Below are 17,872 nucleotides of genomic sequence, written 5' to 3' on the forward strand. Positions count from 1 at the left end.
TTCGCCGCACTCAGATGCTGCTCCCGGTTTTCCTGTGCGTTGCGATCTGGCCGTTCACGACCCGGGCGTCGGACTGGGTCGCCAGCGTCGATGACCGCAGTGGGCTGCCCATGCTGGTGCACGGAGGCAATCCTGTCGTTGCCTCAAAGTTTGAATTCTGGGAGAGCAACTGGGGCTGGACGTCTTTTGTCACCCAGTTCAAGGTCAATACCTCCTGGCAATACACCCTGGCAGGCCAGAACAAGACGCTGGACTTCGACCTGACGGCGCAGATTCAGAAGGAAGACGAGCGGAAGCTGACCTGGGACTTTGACCTGGATGCACACAGTGTGAATTCGGGTGTGATGGGTGGGGGTGTCACCTTCAATTTCGACCCCGCCCTTTTCGCCGGAGAAATGGGCAAGCCGGATTTGCTGCCCGGTAACCGCGGCTGGTCCTGGGGCAGTGCACAAGGTCGACGCATCGAGATGCGTTTTGAGCCGGCACTGGCGAGTGTGTACTTTGAGCCCGGCAATCAATCCGAGGTGCGTGCTTTCTTCTACAAAAATACGATCAAACCCGGCCGCCAACATTTCAAGGCCACCCTGAGCATTTCTGGCGACGTGGCGCTCGGCCCTACCACGACAGAGCGTTTTGGCCTGGCGGACCCGAAGACCTGGCCGAGTGACAAAGTCGACATCAAAACCTCACCGGTCGATCTGTCTTTTCTCAACGCTGACGAAAAACCTGCGGGCAAGCGCGGCTTTGTCAAAGCGTCCGGCGAGCAACTGCTGTTCGCGGACAACACCCCTGCACGTTTCTGGGGCACCAACATCACGGCCTATGCACTGTTCCGAACGCCCGACGATGCAATCAAGCAGCAAGCCAAACGCCTGTCGGCACTCGGTTTCAACCTCGTCCGACTGCACCACCATGACTCGCCCTGGGTCAGCCCGAATATTTTTGGCGACCGCAACCTCACGCATGACACTCAGCAACTCAGCGCGCAGTCGCTGAAAAAAATCGACTGGTGGATCAAGTGCCTGAAAGACGAGGGCATTTATGTATGGCTCGACATGCACGTCGAGCGAGCCCTGACGGCGAAGGACAACATTTTTGCCTTCGATGAACTGCCAAAAGACCAGCAGAACAACGCCAGCCTCAAGGGCTACGCGTATGTAAACATCACCATTCAGCAGGCAATGAAACGCATCACCAAAGCCTACATGACCCATGTAAATCCCTTTACCGGCCTCGCCTATAAAGACGATCCGGCAATCGCCGCCGTCCTGATCACCAACGAAAACGACGTCACTCAACACTTTGGCAACGCCCTGTTGCGAGACAAGGGAGTCCCCAAGCACTGGGAGCTCTACAAGAACCGGGCCGATGCCTTTGCCAGCCAGCACAATCTATCGGCAGGACTCACCTGGCGTTCGTGGGAGCATGGCCCCGCCAAGCTGTTCCTTAACGATCTGGAACAGCAATTCAACGTAGAGATGATTCAGCATCTGCGCGAATCAGGCGTGAAGGTGCCCATTGCCACCACCAGCAGTTGGGGAGGCGACGGGCTGAGCTCCTTGCCGGCCCTGACTGCCGGCGACGTCATCGACGTTCACAGCTATGGCGGCGGTGGGCAGCTGGAGAAGAATCCGCTCACCAGCGAAGGCATCGTGGACTGGATTGCCGCCGGCCAGGTCACCGGCAAACCCCTGACTGTCACCGAGTGGAACAACGAACCGTTTCCGACACCCGACCGCCATTCGCTGCCACTCTATGTCGCCGGCACCGCCAGCCACCAGGGCTGGGACGCATTGATGCAATATGCCTACAGCCAGCAGCCGCTCGACGGCGGCTGGGTAACGGCCGACAACTGGCATGCTTACAACGACCCTGCAATGCTCGCCACCTTGCCCGCCGCCGCCCTGCTCTATCGCCGCGCCGACGTCAGCGAAGCCAACACGACGTATGTCTTCGCACCGACGCCCGATACCCTGTTCAACAAACCCGTCTCACCGGCCAACTCGGCTTTGCTGCGCACCGCCATGGAGAAAGGCAAGCTGCAAATCGCCATGCCACAGACACCGCAATTGCCGTGGTTGCAGCAAGGCACTATCGCGAGCAATGCACAGGTGTTTCATGACCCTGACCAGTCGTTGCTGGACGCCAATGCCAGCGAGTCCACGACCGATACGGGCGAGCTGAAGCGCAACTGGAAACAAGGCATCTACACCATCAATACGCCGCGCACCCAGGCCGTCACCGGCTGGATCGGCGGCGAGTCGATCAGCCTCGGCAACATCCAGGTTCAAGTGAAGACCACCAATGCCAGCGTGGTGGTGCAAAGCCTGGACGGCGCGCCTGTCGGTCGATCGCAGGATCTGCTGATTTCGCTGGGCACTCGCGCCATCCCCAAAGACGAAGACAAAACACCTTTTTATGTCGAGCCTCTCGAAGGCACGCTCAGCATCCAGGCTCCGCCAGGGTTGACGCTGTTTACCCAAGGCACGCTGGCGCAAATGAAGAAGTTGCCCGCGACTTACCTTGATGGGCGCTATACGATCAAGTTCGATGGCGTGCAGGCCTTCAATTGGTTGTTTTTGAGAAAAAACGCTGCTCACTGACGGTACAATCCGCGTTTGCACAGCAATGGTTTCCAGGAGGACAGGATGAATTTTTTGGTGGTCGGCGGCGCAGGTTACATCGGCTCGCACATGGTCAAGCATCTGCTGCGCGCAGGTCACGAGCTGGTGGTGGCGGACAACTTTTCCACGGGGTATCGCGACGCCTTGACGGGCGGAAAACTGGTTGAACTGGACATCGCCGACGCGCAAGCCCTGGACACCTTGTTTGCCGCACAGCACTTCGATGCCGTGTTCCACTTCGCCTCGTTCATACAGGTCGGCGAATCCGTCACTGAACCGGCCAAGTATTACCAGAACAACCTGGCCGCCACGCTGACGCTGCTACAAGCCATGGTTCGCGCGAACGTCAAGCACTTTATCTTTTCCTCGACGGCCGCTGTCTATGGCGACCCGGCGTATGTGCCCATCGACGAAGAACATCCCAAGGCGGCGATCAATCCTTATGGTCGCAGCAAGTGGATGGTGGAACAGATGCTTGAAGATTTCGACCGCGCCTACGGGCTGAAGTCGGTTTGCCTGCGCTACTTCAACGCCGCCGGAGCAGACCCTGAAGGACAGTTGGGTGAACGCCATGAGCCGGAAACCCACCTGCTGCCACTGATCCTGCAAGCAGCCTCTGGCCGGCGCGCGAGCATCACCGTCTATGGCCGCGATTACGACACGCCCGACGGCACGTGTATTCGCGACTACGTCCACGTTGCCGATCTGGCGGCCGCTCACGCACTGGCCGTGGATTATCTATTGGCCGGTGGTGCAAGCACTGCGTTCAACCTCGGTAATGGCCAAGGGTTCTCGGTACAGGAAGTGATAGACACCGCACGCCAGGTCACTGGCCAGGCGATCTCCGTCAGTGATGCGCCACGCCGTGCGGGTGATCCACCACGCCTGGTGGCCGACCCTCAACGGGCGTACACATTACTTGGCTGGCAGCCGCAATTTGCTTCACTGGAGCAGATCGTGACGCACGCCTGGAGCTGGGAAAAGAAATATCCCTGGCACTGAAATCGGCGCTCGCCAGCAGCGCCGATCGTTTGAGGATAACGCGCTAGTAGTACGAGCGATTTTGCGGCTCGGCTTTGTTCAGTACGGTGCCAATCAGATTGGCTGTCCCCAGATGATGAAGGCTTTCCTCGATCTCTTTCTTGCTGTTCATGCCGTTGGCGACCACGAGCAGGACGCAGTCAAATTTAGGCAAGACGGTAATCACATCGTCCGAACTCAAGATGGGCGGCAAATCGAAAATCACGATTCGTGAGTTGTAGCGCTCGCGCAAATCACTAATCAAGTTGCTCACTTTGGGCGATGACAGCACCTCGGTGGAGAGAGGAATCGCCTTACGGGTCGGCAGGACTACAAAGCGCGGCAAGGTCGGGTTAACCAGAACCTCTTGCAGTTCTGCTTTATCGGCCAGGTATTCATTGAGCGATATCTCCATCGACATCCCCAGGCAGGCACCCACTGTCGGATGACGCAAGTCGAAATCCACCAGCAATGCCGTCTTGGTGGTGTGATGAGCGATGCTCATTGCCAGGTTGATCGCCATTACCGTCTTGCCGGCCTCCGGCGTCGGCGAGGTGATGGCGAGCGTGCGCCAGCCATTTTCTTCCATGACTTTCAGAACTTGCGTACGCAGCAGATCGAACGCCCCACCCATATTCGAGTTTTTGTTGTACGCCACAATCCGATTGCGCTCGAGGTGATCCGGCCGCAAAGGTACAACCTTGGTTTGCACATAACTGAGCGCATTCAGACTTGAAGACTGCGCGGAGGACGTCATGGCTCTTGAAGAGGACTCGGTGTTTTCGGTATCGGGCTTGATTATTTCCATGTCTGTATTCCTTATGCAAACCGGCCCAGCGTTTTAAACGCCAGCTGATCCAGAGGCATGTAGAGGAAGTGCACGAGCACCAGAAGGATCGCGAAAAGCACGACTCCACACACGATCAGGCGCGTTCGCCACTTCTTGCGGCGTTCCAGTTCGGCCATGGTGTGAATGTAGGGAATGGAAACCAGTACGCGTCTGCCGAGCACACTGGCCAGGGCTTCAGCCCCGCGCACGCGAGAACTCATCATCTCGAGAAGCATCACCAGTGCGCCAGCGCCCACCGGGGCAAGCACGAAGCCCATGGCAACCACCTTTTTACGGTTCGGCCGAATCGGCTTTTCAGGCATCAGCGGCGATTCCAGGAGAACAAAACGCTCCGCCTTGTTTTCCTGTTCCAGGCTTTCGGAAATTCGCGCATTCATCTCCTTGGCGCGCATCTCCTCATATTTCTTTTTCGCGTTGTCATGGTCGCGCATCAGAGTGATCAGGCCGCGCTCGACTTGTGGTATTTCAATAATCTGCGCTTCGTATTCGGATATTTTCTGGAGCGTCTGCTGCTTCTGATCGGCCAGTGACTTGATACGTGCCTCGGTGGCGGCGATCCGCGCCTGAGCCTTCGCTGCATCCATATTGACGGGCACTGCTGCACTACCGGCCCCCGCCTTGTTCGCCTCAAGTGCCGCAATCTTGCGTTTCACGGCACGCACATCGGGGTGGGCCTCGGTATACAGCGTCCGCAAACGGGCGTACTCCACCTTGAGGCTGCCCAGATCCTGCGGTTTGTCAGCGGCTGCTCCTCCCACTCCAGGCTTGGTCGCTACGCCGGTATTGGCGGCGATAAGCTCCAACTCGTTGAAACGCAATTCTTCACGGGCAGCCTTGTAGTCACGGTCGACCTCTTTGAGGTCGGTTTCGGCGCGCGTCAACATGTTCGTGAGCAATTCCCGATTCTCGGGCAGCGCTTTGCTGTGCAGCTCCTTGAATATTGCCACGCGACTGTCCTGGGCATTCAGTGCAACCTCGAGCTTGTCCGCCTCCTGCTTTGCGAACTCTGTGTTTTCATTGGCGCGCTCGGTGCGCTGCCTGATGTTTTCATTCAGGAACAGCGTCACCAGCTCGTTGGCCACTTTGTTGGCAATCTCTGGCTCGCGGTGCTCAAAGGAAAGACGAAACGCAATCGTCACTTCCCCGCGCCCCTTGATCGCAGCGCTGACCAGGGTGACTCCAATCGCATTGCGCATTTCATTGATTTTGTCGGAAACGCTCAAGTGCCGGCCTTGAGAAGAGAACAAACTGTATTTGTCGATGATCGCTGCCAGATTTTCTCGGGTCATCACACGCTGGCGAATGACTTCGATGCGCTCATCGGCAAAGGTGCCGTTGTTCGCCGCAACCAGGTCAGGCGAGATCTGCTGCGACTCGATCAGAATCGTGCCGGAGGACTCAAAGGTAGGTGGGAGCGACATCGCGACCGCAATGCTGATGCCAAGTATCGCCGCGCAGCTCACGATCAACAGCAGAGCGTGGTGCTTGATGATAGCTATGTAGTCGTTGACCGACATTTCGTATTCAGTAGTCATAAATGATCACACAGCTGAATTTTTCAGAGACCGGGATAACTATATGTCAAGGTCAACCCGACGACATTTGCGCTGGCATCCGGCAAGCTGTCTTGCTTGCGTTCTTTGTAGGTGAAGGATAGGCGCGCAATCCAAAAAGGCGAGAGTTCCTGACTGAACCAGGCACTGTAATTGCGCAAAGTATTTGGCGTTTGCCCTGTGGTGTCTTGCCAGGAGGCGTCAAAACCGGTGCGTCGGGTCTCGTCGATGAGGTAACTCAATGTGCCCCTCAGGCTATCAACCTCGACAAAACCGCCGTCGCCGCTGGAGACCGTGCTTCGACCGCCGTCGATGCTTGTCTCAAAGCGTTCACCGGTGTAGTTCAACGTAAACCCGCCCTGGCCAGTAGGGCCGCTACCCGACCCGGAGACTTGATTGAGCCCCGCGTACACCGCCCCCTTGAGCTCCTCGGAGAGTTGGAAATTCATGCCAACCGTGGGGGTGTAGCTGTTTGAGGAAGACGCTGCGGATCCCTCCTCCGGCTCATAACGCCTCACGCCGAAACGGGTGAACAGCTCGACCTGCTCGCTCCATGCATAGTTCCAACTCAAGCGGTTCGCCAGCTCGTCATAGTTGATCAGGGTAGGAACATCGTAAGTGACATGAGTGTAGTCAGTTTCGTTGACCAGGGTGCTCCGCTCGCTGAGCGCAGTCCGCCAGTTGCCACCCACGGTATAAAGTTTTTGCGTGCCGTCGGCAGCCACTACGCCGGTTTCCTGAACCTCGGAGGAGAGCGTAGAGCTCTCTTCATATCGGGCCGTGAGTCCAAAACCACCCGTTTCGGTCTCGCGCTGCCACCCAAACCTCAATCTGGGATCTTCACGGTCCGACACGATGTCCGTCTCGGACGAACGCACGACATTCACACCGAGACCGAACTTGAACTCATCCCGTCCGGACGTGCCGACAAGGCTGTAATCGGGGGCGATGATGGTGCGGGTCACCCCCTTCTCACCACTCGTCAGCAACAGGGGGTTGCTGTCGTACTCGACAGTCGAAGGCACCGCGACTGCTGATTGCCAGGTAGCCGCATAGGCCATACCGGAACACGGCAGAATCAGGACTGCCGTGGCAACCCCGGTGATTCGCAGCGCAAGCAAGGTGATTCCCGATGCATCGCGCAAGGCTAAGGCACGACCAGCGTATCGCCGGCCTTAAGTAGAAAATTGGTGGACATGTCATCCCCGGACATCAACTTGCTGTAGTTGACGCGCAGGATTTCTTGCTTGGTCCCGTTGAGTCGCACGACCTTGATGTCATCCTTGTCGGCGAATTTATCGAGCCCGCCAGACAGGCTTAATACCTGCAGCACTGACGTTGGACCGGACATATGCACAGTGCCGGGTTTCACCACCTTGCCCTGCACGTAGGCGACATTGCCTTCGGTGCCCGTGACGACAACGCTCACTTGCGGATCGGGTATGAATTTTTCAAGCCTGGCCGCGATCTTCTCCGCGACTGCGGTGGCATCAAGCCCCTCTACATCGAGTTGGCCTGCCAGCGGGAAGGTAATGCTGCCATCGGGAAGTACGCGCACATCCTGTTTGAGCTTGTCTTCGCCCCAAACAGAAACGGAAAGGTTATCACCCGGACTCAGCCGGTAAGACGTGTCGTTTGCGACGGCACTGGAAATGCTGGGCAGGACAGCCAGCGCGCATACCACAGGTAACCAGAAACGCAACATCGGGATCCCTCCGCCTAACTAAATAGCCTTGCCAAGAGTTTCACACAAAAACGGGGGCAAATCACGCTCGCAAATTTTCACGCCCAGAAAGGGTTCAACGAGCATTTTTTTGTGGCTGGCGGCGGTCAGTTTTCGTCGACCCAACGTCTCAATTACCTGCAGGGCAGCCTCTAGTGAAGGAAGTTTTCTATTTAACAAAAACTTGTCGTTAAACATGCGACCCCCGATGTTTACTCGCCAAATTAACAGCAACTCTGTTCAATAGAGTCCGTCACTCAGTCAATACATCGCCAACCACTTCCACATCAAACTGATATCAATCAATAGTATCAATGCGCCATACAATCGTTAGCAAAAACAAACCGCTAGTTATATCTTCCGCCGGTTGGCGACCATAACAAAACCGAACAACGCGGACGAAAACAACCAGGCAGCAGCAGACAGCGGAACTGCGTTCGGTTGATTGAAGGCATCATCCCCGCCACTCAAAACTTTATTCTGCGCACCTGAATCTGCCATTAACTTTCCACTGGCAAGTTGCGCCATTAATCCGTCACAAGTTGAACTATTGACGGTAGCATCCACCTTGGCGACAGATTCAATTAGGCTTTTGAGTTGATCTTTTGCAGTATCAGCGGAGGAAATATCGCTGACCGAAGGTGCCGCGCCAAGACTGCTTGCAACATTTGAAGGGGCATCACCCTGCTCTTCGGCGGCTGTGCCCGATTTTGGCTCAGACCCTGCGCAAGAATTGCCTATGCGGTTAATTTCATGGGCCAAATTGGTCGCGTGTGCGCTGGCAACGGCTGCACCATTAAAGAGCGCACAGAATAAAACGGATTTGATAACCAGTGACGAGCGCATAGTGACCGCCTACCTGCACATAGGGTTTCCTGATATCGGATGAAGGATTCGTTACCCAGCTTACTTGGAGCCTATAATCACATCGCCATTACGTCAATGGTCCGTCACCACAATAAATAAAAATAAAAATTTACGAAAAACAGCGTCAAAATAACGCCATCAAAACCCTTTCAATCCTGCTCCTTCTATTCGTATGAAAGGGCTCAAGCGTGGGTATCGGCCCCCTGTCTGAAGTTAAAAAGCCGGCTGCATCTCGCCGAAAGGCCGGCGACAAAAAACTATCGCAGCGCTCCTCGCATCCATTCTCGAGGACTGGCGCAGGTCTTGCGCCGAAACGCCCGACCAGCGCCGAGGGGCTTTGTACACGACACCCCCGGCAAAGCCTGGACCGTGGCGCAATTGTCCGCGGCGGCCAACATGTCCCGGGCCAGTTTCGCCGAGCACTTTCGAGTTTTTTTGATGGTGTACATATCCGTTGCTGCGGTAACGGCCTCCAATAGCCGCCATTACCGCAGCAACGGATTTGCCCCTGCAAGATCAACAACTTCGCGAGCAAGCCCGCTCCCACAAGGGATCGGCGTACGGCCAAACCACCCCGATTGTGCTCTTGATGCCCCCCTTGAGCACGCCCGCCATCCCTATGGGCAAACCAACGCAGGGCGCTCTATGATTGAGCCCTATGACGACCTCGCTGCCGATCCGCCAACCCTGCCCGCCCGGTGCCTGCATCTGCGAGCGTGAACCGCTGCTGGAAACACCAGGCGCGGACCTGCGCATCCTGTTTCTGACCCGGTCCGAAGAAAAGCGCCTGATCGAACGCCTGGAAAATCTCCAGAGCCTGAATGACCTTGAACGCCTGCAGCAGCGGATGTACGAGCAACTGGGCATCCGGGTAGAGATCGCTCCCGGTTTCAATGAAGTCCGCACCATGCGCGGTATCGCCATCACCATCGCCGAACTGCCGGGCTTGTGCCGCAAAACCCGCCAGGCGATTCCGACCGCCATTCGCCGCGGGCTGGAGAAACGTCCGGAAATCGCCTACGAACTGCTCAACGCCAACGACCTGTTGCGAGATGCTTGACGGTCAGACGCCTCGATTAATTCCAGATGTAATGAAAGAGGATCAGCGGTCATACGCGAACCGCCGCGCGCTGCTATGCCTTCTCAAGGGAGAAATCGTTTCAGACCCGACAGGATGACACGGGAAACAGGCGTGGCCGTGGTCCCGGCACCAGCCAGGCGCGCGAAGAGCAACAGGTGCCAGTCCGTAGCAGGAGGTGGCAAATGTTATTCATGGTCAGGTGGTCGATCAGCCCGGAAAACCGTAACACCGCGATCAAACGTTTCCTCGAGACCAAAGGGGCTCCGCCCTCAGGCGTCAAGTTACTGGGGCGCTGGCATGCCGTCGGTGGTTCGACCGGTTTTGGCATCGCAGAAACCGATGATGTCGTGCAGATTCAGAAGTGGGTACTGCAATGGAATGACCTGATGAGCATGGAGGTCCATGCGGCGCTGACCGATGAGCAGGTGGGGCCGCTGCTAGCGGCGGCTGTCGGCAAGCAATAGTCGTTCGAGGAAGTGCGACGGGCACAAAATTTGTGCGCGACACAGAACCACTGTGGGAGCGGCGGTGCGGCGATCCGACTTGCTCGCGAAAGCGGCGGCACATCTAACATCTATGCGTCAGACAGACCGCTTTCGCGAGCAAGCCCGCTCCCACATTTTGGACAGCGTCAGGCGTTAAATCCTGCTGAAAAGGCTACTTCTTCATCCCCACCCGCCGCCGCATCTCGGCGGTGATGCTCTGCTTTGTTTTCTTCAGGTCAGCCCAAGGCTCGTCGCCCACCTCGGTCAGGCGTTCATGCACATTGTGCACATTCCACTGATTGCCCCCCTTGAGCCCGGCCACTTCCTCGCGAAAGATCGGCACCGACACCGGCAGCCCTTCGCGGGTGCGCGCGGCGTAAGCACAAATGGTGGTGGCGCCGAGGCCGTTGCGCAGGTAATCGATGAAGATCCGCCCGACCCGGTTTTTCGGCCCCGACACTGCGGAAAACCGCTCCGGCAACAGTTTGGCCATGTGGCTGACGATGGCGTGGCTGAAGTCCTTCACCTCATCCCATCCGAGCTTGCGGGTCAGCGGCACCACGAGGTGAATGCCTTTGCCGCCGCTGGTCTTCAGAAAGGCCTTGAGTCCCAGCTCATCCAGCACAGACAGCGTCAAATGAGTCGCCTCGACCATGCTTTTCCACGGCAGTGCCGGGTCCGGGTCGAGGTCGAGGACGAAGCGGTCGGGCTTGTCGAGGTTGTCCGAGGTGGCGTTCCAGGTGTGCAGCTCGACGGTGCTCATCTGCACGGCGCCGATCAGCGCTTCGGCGCTGTTGATGATCATGATCGGCTGGCCGGTGAGTTCCTTGTCGAGGGTGGTGATCTGCGGAATGGCCAGGCGCTCGGCGTTCTTCTGGAAAAACAGTTCACCGGCAATGCCGTCCGGCGCGCGAACCAGCGCCACGGGACGATCTTTCAGTTCGGGGAGAATCCATTCGGCAACGCTGGCGTAATACTCCGCCAGTTGCACTTTGGTGGTGCCACTGCTGGCGTCGATGACCCGGTCGGGATGAGTGATCCGCACCTTGCCCTCGCCCAGACCGAGCTGCGACGGGGCCGGCGCTTTTTCTGAAGCTTCCTTTTTACTGGCGGCAGGTTTTTCTGCAGCGCTTTTCTTCACCACTTTGGGACGCTCCTCGGTGATGTCTTCGGCCGGTTTATCGTCGCGCAGGCCATGGAACACGGCATGGCGCACCGAGCCTTCCCTGGTCATTTCCGCGAAGGCGATTTCAGCCAGCAGAGTGGGTTTGAGCCAGTGCACACCTTTGGCGTCAAAACCGGTCGGTGGATTGACCACCGACGGCTTCTTCGCCTGCAACGGTTTCAATTGTTCGTAAATGCTTTTAAGCGTTGTCTCGTTGAACCCGGTGCCGACCTTGCCGGCATAACGCAGCTCACTGCTATCCCGGTCATGCAGGCCCAGTAACAACGCACCAAACGCATTGCGCGAACCTTTCGGATCGGTGTATCCGACCACTACAAACTCTTGCAGGTGCTTGCACTTGAGCTTGATCCAGTCGCTGCTGCGACGCGACACATACGGCGACCCCAGGCGTTTGCCGATCAGCCCTTCCATCTGCATCTGGCAGGCGCTGTTGAGCAAGGCATCGGGCTCTTCGGCGAACGCGTCGGAGAACCGCAGCAATGGGTCTTCATTCGGCGTGAGCACCGTCGCCAGCGCGACCCGCCGTTCTTCGACCGGCACCTCGCGCAGGTCAACGCCATTGAGGTAAGGCAGGTCGAACAGGTAGTAAAGAATGTTGCCGCTGCGCCCAGAGTCGAAGGCGTTTTGCAGCGCTTGAAAGTCCGGCACGCCCTGCTCATTTGCGACCACCATTTCACCGTCGAACCAGGCTGATTCAAGTTGCAGCGAAACCAGCGCCTGCGCTTGTTTCGGCAACTTGTGGGTCCAGTCGTGACCATTGCGAGTGAAGAGTCTGACCTCGCCATGGTCGATGCGAGCCATGATCCGATAGCCGTCGAATTTGATCTCATAGCTCCATTCGCCGTCCGGGGCTTTTTCCACCAGCGTCGCCAGTTCGGGTTTGATCAGGTCCGGCAATTTTGCTTTGTGCGCGCCGGTGAGTTGCGCCGACTGTTGTTTCGCCGCGACCTTGCGCGCCGGTTTCTTGATGGGCTTGGGCTTGTCCGCCGCTTTCGACTTTTTTGGAACAATGGTCCGATCACTCAGCACACTGACCGGCTCGGCCGCGACCACGTCGTAATCGCTTTCAGGTTTGGCCGCGCTGTCCTGATGCTTGATCAGGAACCACTGCTCCTGCTTGCCCGGCATATGCGTGCGCACCAGGTTCCACAGACCGCCGAGCTTCTCGCCCTGCAGCTCGAATTTGAGCTTGCCCTTGGCGTAGGCCTTGGCCGGGTCTTCCTGCGGAATCCACACGCCACGGTCCCAGACGATCACATCACCGGCACCGTAATGACCTTCGGGAATGCTGCCCTCGAACGTGGCGTAGTCGATCGGATGGTCTTCGACATGCACCGCCAGACGCTTGACTTTGGGGTCCAGCGACGGGCCTTTCGGCACCGCCCAACTCTTCAGCGCGCCATCGAGTTCCAAGCGAAAGTCATAATGCAGGCGCGAGGCGTCATGCTTCTGGATGCAGAACTGCAAGGCGTGATCTTTGGCGACTTTCTTGCTTGAACGTTTGGCGGCCGGTTCGGAGGTGGCCGAGAAATCGCGCATGCGGTTGTAGTCGTCCAGATTCTTGCTCATGGCTCACTCACTTAAAGCTGATTCAACGCCTCCCCCGAGGCTCGGGCCGATCCGCGTAACGATCAGCGCGACCACCGCAATCCGCTCCACCCGCTGGTAGCCCGGCGTCAACAGTTCTTCGCCGAACACGTCGGGATCGATTTCGTGATAGGTCCAGCCGAATCGCGCCGAATCCAGGTACGGTGCCAGCGCGGCGAGAAATGGATCGCAGCCGTCAACCATCGCTACACCGGTGTACAACACCAGCGAACCGCCCGGGGTCAGTCGGTTCAGCGCCTGCTCGACAATCCGCACCGACAACTGCGCGCCGTACGCCCCGCCACCGTGTCGATAGGCACGCTCGGCCGGGTCGGCCATGTAGGGCGGATTGGCGACGATCAGGTCGAAAGTACCGTCGACACCCTGCAGCACATCACTGGCCTCGATGCTGACGTTGGCCACTTCGGCGAGCGCGGCGTTCACAGCCGTCAAGCGTAGCGCCGCCGGGTTGATGTCGACCGCCAGCACCTGCGCTTCACGGCGTGCGCGAGCAATCACGATGGCGCCGACACCCGCGCCGCAGCCGATGTCCACGGCGCGTCTGACCGGCGCGAAACTCTGTTGCAGATGGGTGTGAATCAACTGGGCAAAACGGTAGGTGTCCGGGCCAAAGAACACCGCATCGGCCGCGTCCGTGGGGAATCCGGAATGCACGAACAGCAGGTCATCGAGGCTGGACCAGCGTACGTGGCTTTTCAACCGGCCATTGCACTCTTCAAGAACGCCCGCCTGTTGCAACTGACGCTGTTCGTCCGCTGATAACAGGCCGGGCTCAAACGTCCTCGACCAACCGAACACCTCGCGCAGGGTTCGGGCACTTTGGCCGAACGCGCGGTCATTGACCCGCTGATGGGTCAGCGGCGTCGGCGTGATAAAGCGGTAACCATCCGCCTGCAAGCGGCGACCCAATTGCAGCAAGGCCAGATCGGCAGCGCTCAGTTGTTCTTCTTGATTCATGCCGTGCTCCTATCGAAGGCTGGATTTGAGTTCGATAAACCGCCGCGTTGCCATCAAGCCGGCAGGATGGGCGTGTCGGTGGGCGGACAGCCACGGGATCAACACCGGCATCTGCTCGGCGGCGGACACTCCGTCCAATGCGGCTTGCAGACTCTGGATATCCGGATCGCTGGCGGGCAACGCCGGTTCGACCGCGCAACTGCTTTCGCGGCGAGCCGCTGGCGTTGAACGCTCCGGTTTCCAGTCACCCGCGACCCAGTCGTGCAACAGCTGTTTTTCATAAGGGCTGAACACACCGAACATGGCCGCACCGTCACCCTCGATCAATTGCCAGAAGCGGCTTTGCTGCGGGTCCTGATGACGTTTGATCCAGCCCTTGTTTTCCATGGCGGCGAGAAAACCTGGCAATTGCTCCGGCGAAGACAGCCATTGATTGACGGTCTTGCCCTCGAATCGGCAGTAGTCGGAATGCATGTGCTGGCCGAACGGGCGTTTGCGCTCGAGCATGTTCAACACTTCAGCGAAAAGGTCGAACGAGTCGATGATCGCGCGACTGCCCTGCCCCAGGTCATTGAGCCGATAACCCAGCGCGACCCTGCGCAAAAAGTCCTCGCGATCGCCTTCGATCGGCAGCAGTTGCAGCACCGATTGCACGGCTTTTTGCGCGTGCCCGGTGCTGGCGTTGTCGATGGTCACGTGCAGGGTGAAGTAATACGGATCGATGCCCAGTTCGCTGAGTTCGTATGCACTGATCAGTAAGTGTAGCGGCAGTTGTTCGTAGCCGAGGTTGTAGCCGATCACCTCTGGCAAAAACTCGTCGGCGCATTCGCCCAGTGCCAGTTGAATCGCGCCTTGCAGGTAATGCTCGTCGGCGATGACGCCGGTGTCCTGCAAACCCTGTTCAGCGAGTAGCTTGCGGTAAATCACCACGTGATTTTGCACTGGGTTGCCGCCGCCCAACTCTTCCAGATAAGTGTAGATCAGCCCTTCGAAACGCGGATCGCGCCAGTGCTGCAACAGGCCATACAACCAGGCACCGTCTACCCGTTTGGTCGGGCTGACGGCTTGCAGGAAGAACAGCGCGTGCGCCTTGTTGCTGAAGAACCGTCGCGGCCCGCCGTCCTTGCGGGCACTCAGGTAGTCAGCGTATTGGCGTGCCACTTCGGTGCTGTGCTGTTCGACGAAGGTTTGCAGGGCCGACACGTCCTCCGGCATCTCTGCGGGCAGGTCTTTTGCCTGTTGCAGTTGTGCTTCCAGGAAGGTTTGGCCCAGTGCGCGGCGTTGCTCGGCATCGTCGCCCAGCAGCAACTGTTCATAGCACTGCTTCAGGCTGCCGGCAGTCGGGATGGCATGCTCATGGGCAGGCCGGGATTCGAGTCGTGTCAGGGCAGTCATGGGCGCATCTCTCGGTCTGTGGCCAGTGGCAGGACGCTGAATCAACACGTCTCTACATCAGCAGAGCGATTTGCCCGGATAAAAATTCAATCGGGGTTGAAATTGCCCTGACAGACGGGCCTGCGCCGCCCCACCCGGTGCGCGCTCGAGTGAATATACTCAACCGGGTGTGGACTCATCCCCGGGAGATCAATCATGCGAACGGTTCACGTCATCGGGTCTGGAAAAACTCCGCGACCGGTCAATGTCGTTGGCGAGGCGATCACGATTCTCGCGGGCGGTGATTTGAGCAAACCCTTTGAGATGCATATCCAGGAAGGCGTGCAGGGAGGCGGCCCGCCACCGCACTTTCATCCTTGGGACGAGGCGTTCTACGTGATTGACGGGCAGGTGGAAGTGACGGTCGAAGGCGAATCCACCACCGTCTCGGCCGGCGGTTACGTGCATATTCCCGGTGGGTCCATCCATGCTTACAAGAACATCAGCGCCACGGCGAAGATGATCGGCGTGGTGTCTGATCCGCGGGGCGGCCAGTTCTTTGCGGCGGTGGACGGGCTCAAGGTGCCGGAGGATTTGCCGCGGATACTGGAGATTGCCGAAGCGCACGGGGTGACGTTTCTGGTGTAAGCCGATCGGTCAGGCCACGCCACCCTTGGCCTGCTGTTCCAGATGCACCTGCAAATCCGGATCAATCTGCAATGCCGCCGCCAGTTCATCGAGGTAGCTGCGTTCGGCGCCCTGCTGATCGTCCACCAGCATCACGCTGGCCAGGTACATTTCCGCGGCTATCGCAGGATCCGTCGCCGACTGCGCCACATCGGCGGCGTCAAGCGGCCGGGCGACTTCATCGTCCAGCCATTGCTGGGTTTGGTGTTCAAGCGTTTGGGTGTTTATCCATTGTTTTGGTGATGGCGGCTGGCGGTTTCGCCCTTACGGCGAGTCACTTGCCGTAAGGGCGAAACCTTAAGCCGCCGTTACCGCAGCAACGGATATGTACACCATCAAAAAACTCGCCGCCTGACACACAGCCTTCGCGAGCAAGCCCGCTCCCACAGGGTTCCGGGTACATCCGCAAGACCAGGTCAGCCATCAGCCCCCATATCCGAAATGGCCGGCAGCGCAGCCCGACGGGACATTCCCCTTCGTCCAGGATGTCAGCCCCACTCAAGAATCTTCCAAGTGAACAGCATCTGGATTAATCCGGAGTATTTTTTGGCGGCCCAGCTAAGATTTACAGACGGTGAACCTTATTCCCGGATTTCCGGTCGATACCTGCAACCCGACCCTGTTTGCCGCCGCCCTCGATCAACGAGGGTGATGACTGGCTTGCTTCACTTTTTGGAGAACGCCCCCGTGATTTCGACTCTACACATCGCCAGGCTCAAAGCATGGGGCGCCCATGGTTTTACCGCCACGGGCGTGGTCACTGCCTTCCTCGCGACCCTCGCCCTGCTGGAAAACCAGCCCACCAATTGCCTGCTGTGGCTGGGTGTCGCCCTGATCGTCGACGGGCTGGACGGCGCGCTGGCACGCAAGGTCAATGTCCAATCGGTGCTGCCGAGTTTCGACGGTTCGATCCTCGATCTGGTGATCGACTACCTGACGTATGTGTTCATCCCGGCGCTGTTCATCTATCGCTACATCCCGTTGCCGGACTACACGCTGCTGCTGACCGTGTCGCTGATTCTGGTCTCGTCGCTGTTTTGCTTCTGCAACGTCAACATGAAAAGCAAGGACAACTACTTCCAGGGTTTCCCCGCCGCGTGGAACGTGGTTGCGCTGTGCCTTTACATCATCGCCCCGTCGCCGTGGATCACTCTGCTCACCGTCATCGGCCTGGCACTGCTGACCGTGACCCGGATGAAGTTCCTGCATCCGTTCCGCGTGCGCAGGTTCATGCCGATCAACATCGCCGTGACCGCCATCTGGTTGCTGTGCAGCTTGTCGCTGGTGATCAACCACCCGGTGATCAACCCGATGGTCATGGGGCTTTGGCTGCTGATGTCGGCTTACTTTTTGGGGATTTGCATCTGGCGTACGGCACTGGAGTGGTTTGACGGGTCGCGACACCGGTAAGTCGCCATGCCCATTCATATCGTACGACTCGGTTCACCCCGCCTGCCCGATGAAGGCCTGCGGTTAGGCACGGTGCGCCGCCCACCTCGCGGCGTGCCGAAGGCCGAATTCGCCAGTCGCGATTTTTATGATGTGTGGCAGCCGCTGCTGTCGCCCAGCGCGGAACTGGTTGCAGAGGCAAAAGCTGCGGAGGATGTGAAAGCCTGGGAGGCCTTTCGGCGCAAGTTCAAGGCTGAGATGAATCACCCTGCCGCCAGCCAACTGCTCGATTTGTTGGCGGCGCTGTCTCACCACACCTCGATGGCCGTCGGGTGTTATTGCGAGGATGAAGCGCACTGCCATCGCTCCGTATTGCGCGAGTTGCTGGAGGCACGCGGCGCCAAAGTCGTTTAAATCAATCAAACACCACACATCCCCTGTAGGAGCTGGCGAAGCCTGCGATCTTTT

At 58.2% G+C, this 17,872-nt stretch carries 17 protein-coding genes and 1 pseudogene; 8 read left to right on the forward strand and 10 right to left on the reverse strand.

Features of this window, described 5'->3' with window-relative positions; all coding sequences use genetic code 11:
• Positions 1 to 14 precede the first annotated feature (14 nt).
• Together ACYZTL_RS05015 and galE are read left to right on the forward strand one after the other, a co-directional pair.
• A complete protein-coding gene (locus ACYZTL_RS05015; protein WP_461954261.1) occupies positions 15 to 2,603 on the forward strand; it encodes a glycosyl hydrolase family 5 in 2,589 nt (862 codons plus the stop codon).
• Between the two features lie 45 nt (positions 2,604 to 2,648).
• Positions 2,649 to 3,626, forward strand: a complete 978-nt coding sequence (gene galE / locus ACYZTL_RS05020) for a UDP-glucose 4-epimerase GalE (protein WP_461950852.1) — start codon at positions 2,649 to 2,651, stop codon at positions 3,624 to 3,626.
• A gap of 43 nt (positions 3,627 to 3,669) precedes the next feature.
• Here the strand turns inward: galE and ACYZTL_RS05025 are convergent, their stop codons facing one another.
• The 6 genes from ACYZTL_RS05025 to ACYZTL_RS05050 all read right to left on the reverse strand — a co-directional run bounded on the left by ACYZTL_RS05025 (position 3,670) and on the right by ACYZTL_RS05050 (position 8,616).
• Positions 3,670 to 4,401 (reverse strand): CpsD/CapB family tyrosine-protein kinase, encoded by a 732-nt coding sequence (locus ACYZTL_RS05025; RefSeq protein ID WP_461954262.1) that lies wholly within the window; start codon positions 4,399 to 4,401, stop codon positions 3,670 to 3,672.
• A 62-nt stretch (positions 4,402 to 4,463) separates the two neighbouring features.
• On the reverse strand, positions 4,464 to 6,029 hold the full coding sequence (locus tag ACYZTL_RS05030) for a GumC family protein (protein ID WP_461950853.1): 1,566 nt from the start codon (positions 6,027 to 6,029) through the stop codon (positions 4,464 to 4,466).
• Between the two features lie 23 nt (positions 6,030 to 6,052).
• Complete coding sequence (locus tag ACYZTL_RS05035) at positions 6,053 to 7,168, reverse strand: hypothetical protein (protein WP_461954263.1); 1,116 nt, start codon at positions 7,166 to 7,168, stop codon at positions 6,053 to 6,055.
• 26 nt (positions 7,169 to 7,194) lie between these two features.
• Positions 7,195 to 7,752: a polysaccharide biosynthesis/export family protein gene (locus ACYZTL_RS05040; RefSeq protein WP_461950854.1), complete on the reverse strand. Its 558-nt coding sequence runs from the start codon at positions 7,750 to 7,752 to the stop codon at positions 7,195 to 7,197.
• 18 nt (positions 7,753 to 7,770) lie between these two features.
• Positions 7,771 to 7,968, reverse strand: coding sequence for a hypothetical protein (locus tag ACYZTL_RS05045; RefSeq protein ID WP_461950855.1), 198 nt, complete (start codon positions 7,966 to 7,968; stop codon positions 7,771 to 7,773).
• A gap of 153 nt (positions 7,969 to 8,121) precedes the next feature.
• Entirely contained in the window at positions 8,122 to 8,616 is a 495-nt protein-coding gene (locus tag ACYZTL_RS05050) for a hypothetical protein (protein ID WP_461950856.1), read from the reverse strand.
• A gap of 363 nt (positions 8,617 to 8,979) precedes the next feature.
• On the opposite strand from ACYZTL_RS05050, the pseudogene ACYZTL_RS05055 reads away from it, so the two are divergent.
• The 3 genes and pseudogenes from ACYZTL_RS05055 to ACYZTL_RS05065 all read left to right on the forward strand — a co-directional run.
• Positions 8,980 to 9,066: pseudogene (locus ACYZTL_RS05055) on the forward strand (AraC family transcriptional regulator); the annotation flags it as partial.
• 229 nt (positions 9,067 to 9,295) lie between these two features.
• The gene (locus ACYZTL_RS05060) at positions 9,296 to 9,697 is read left to right on the forward strand and encodes a hypothetical protein (RefSeq protein ID WP_461950857.1); all 402 of its coding nucleotides are present in this window, start codon (positions 9,296 to 9,298) and stop codon (positions 9,695 to 9,697) included.
• 203 nt (positions 9,698 to 9,900) lie between these two features.
• Positions 9,901 to 10,182, forward strand: coding sequence for a DUF3303 domain-containing protein (locus ACYZTL_RS05065; protein ID WP_461950858.1), 282 nt, complete (start codon positions 9,901 to 9,903; stop codon positions 10,180 to 10,182).
• Between the two features lie 193 nt (positions 10,183 to 10,375).
• Here the strand turns inward: ACYZTL_RS05065 and ligD are convergent, their stop codons facing one another.
• The 3 genes from ligD to ACYZTL_RS05080 are packed head-to-tail and all read right to left on the reverse strand — an operon-like array spanning position 10,376 to position 15,349.
• Entirely contained in the window at positions 10,376 to 12,958 is a 2,583-nt protein-coding gene (ligD, locus tag ACYZTL_RS05070) for a DNA ligase D (protein WP_461950859.1), read from the reverse strand.
• 3 nt (positions 12,959 to 12,961) lie between these two features.
• Positions 12,962 to 13,954, reverse strand: coding sequence for a methyltransferase (locus ACYZTL_RS05075; RefSeq protein WP_461950860.1), 993 nt, complete (start codon positions 13,952 to 13,954; stop codon positions 12,962 to 12,964).
• A 9-nt stretch (positions 13,955 to 13,963) separates the two neighbouring features.
• On the reverse strand, positions 13,964 to 15,349 hold the full coding sequence (locus ACYZTL_RS05080) for an iron-containing redox enzyme family protein (RefSeq protein ID WP_461950861.1): 1,386 nt from the start codon (positions 15,347 to 15,349) through the stop codon (positions 13,964 to 13,966).
• Between the two features lie 195 nt (positions 15,350 to 15,544).
• Between ACYZTL_RS05080 and ACYZTL_RS05085 the strand changes: the two genes are divergently transcribed.
• Positions 15,545 to 15,976 carry a cupin domain-containing protein gene (locus ACYZTL_RS05085; RefSeq protein ID WP_461950862.1) on the forward strand — a complete coding sequence of 144 codons (432 nt, stop codon included), beginning with the start codon at positions 15,545 to 15,547 and terminating at the stop codon, positions 15,974 to 15,976.
• A gap of 9 nt (positions 15,977 to 15,985) precedes the next feature.
• Here the strand turns inward: ACYZTL_RS05085 and ACYZTL_RS05090 are convergent, their stop codons facing one another.
• The gene (locus tag ACYZTL_RS05090; RefSeq protein ID WP_461954264.1) at positions 15,986 to 16,243 is read right to left on the reverse strand and encodes a DUF533 domain-containing protein; all 258 of its coding nucleotides are present in this window, start codon (positions 16,241 to 16,243) and stop codon (positions 15,986 to 15,988) included.
• 459 nt (positions 16,244 to 16,702) lie between these two features.
• On the opposite strand from ACYZTL_RS05090, the gene pcsA reads away from it, so the two are divergent.
• Complete coding sequence (gene pcsA / locus ACYZTL_RS05095; protein WP_461950863.1) at positions 16,703 to 17,425, forward strand: phosphatidylcholine synthase; 723 nt, start codon at positions 16,703 to 16,705, stop codon at positions 17,423 to 17,425.
• 6 nt (positions 17,426 to 17,431) lie between these two features.
• A complete protein-coding gene (locus ACYZTL_RS05100) occupies positions 17,432 to 17,818 on the forward strand; it encodes a DUF488 domain-containing protein (protein ID WP_461950864.1) in 387 nt (128 codons plus the stop codon).
• The last annotated feature ends 54 nt before the right edge of the window (positions 17,819 to 17,872 follow it).

Source organism: Pseudomonas sp. LB3P81 (assembly GCF_054897965.1).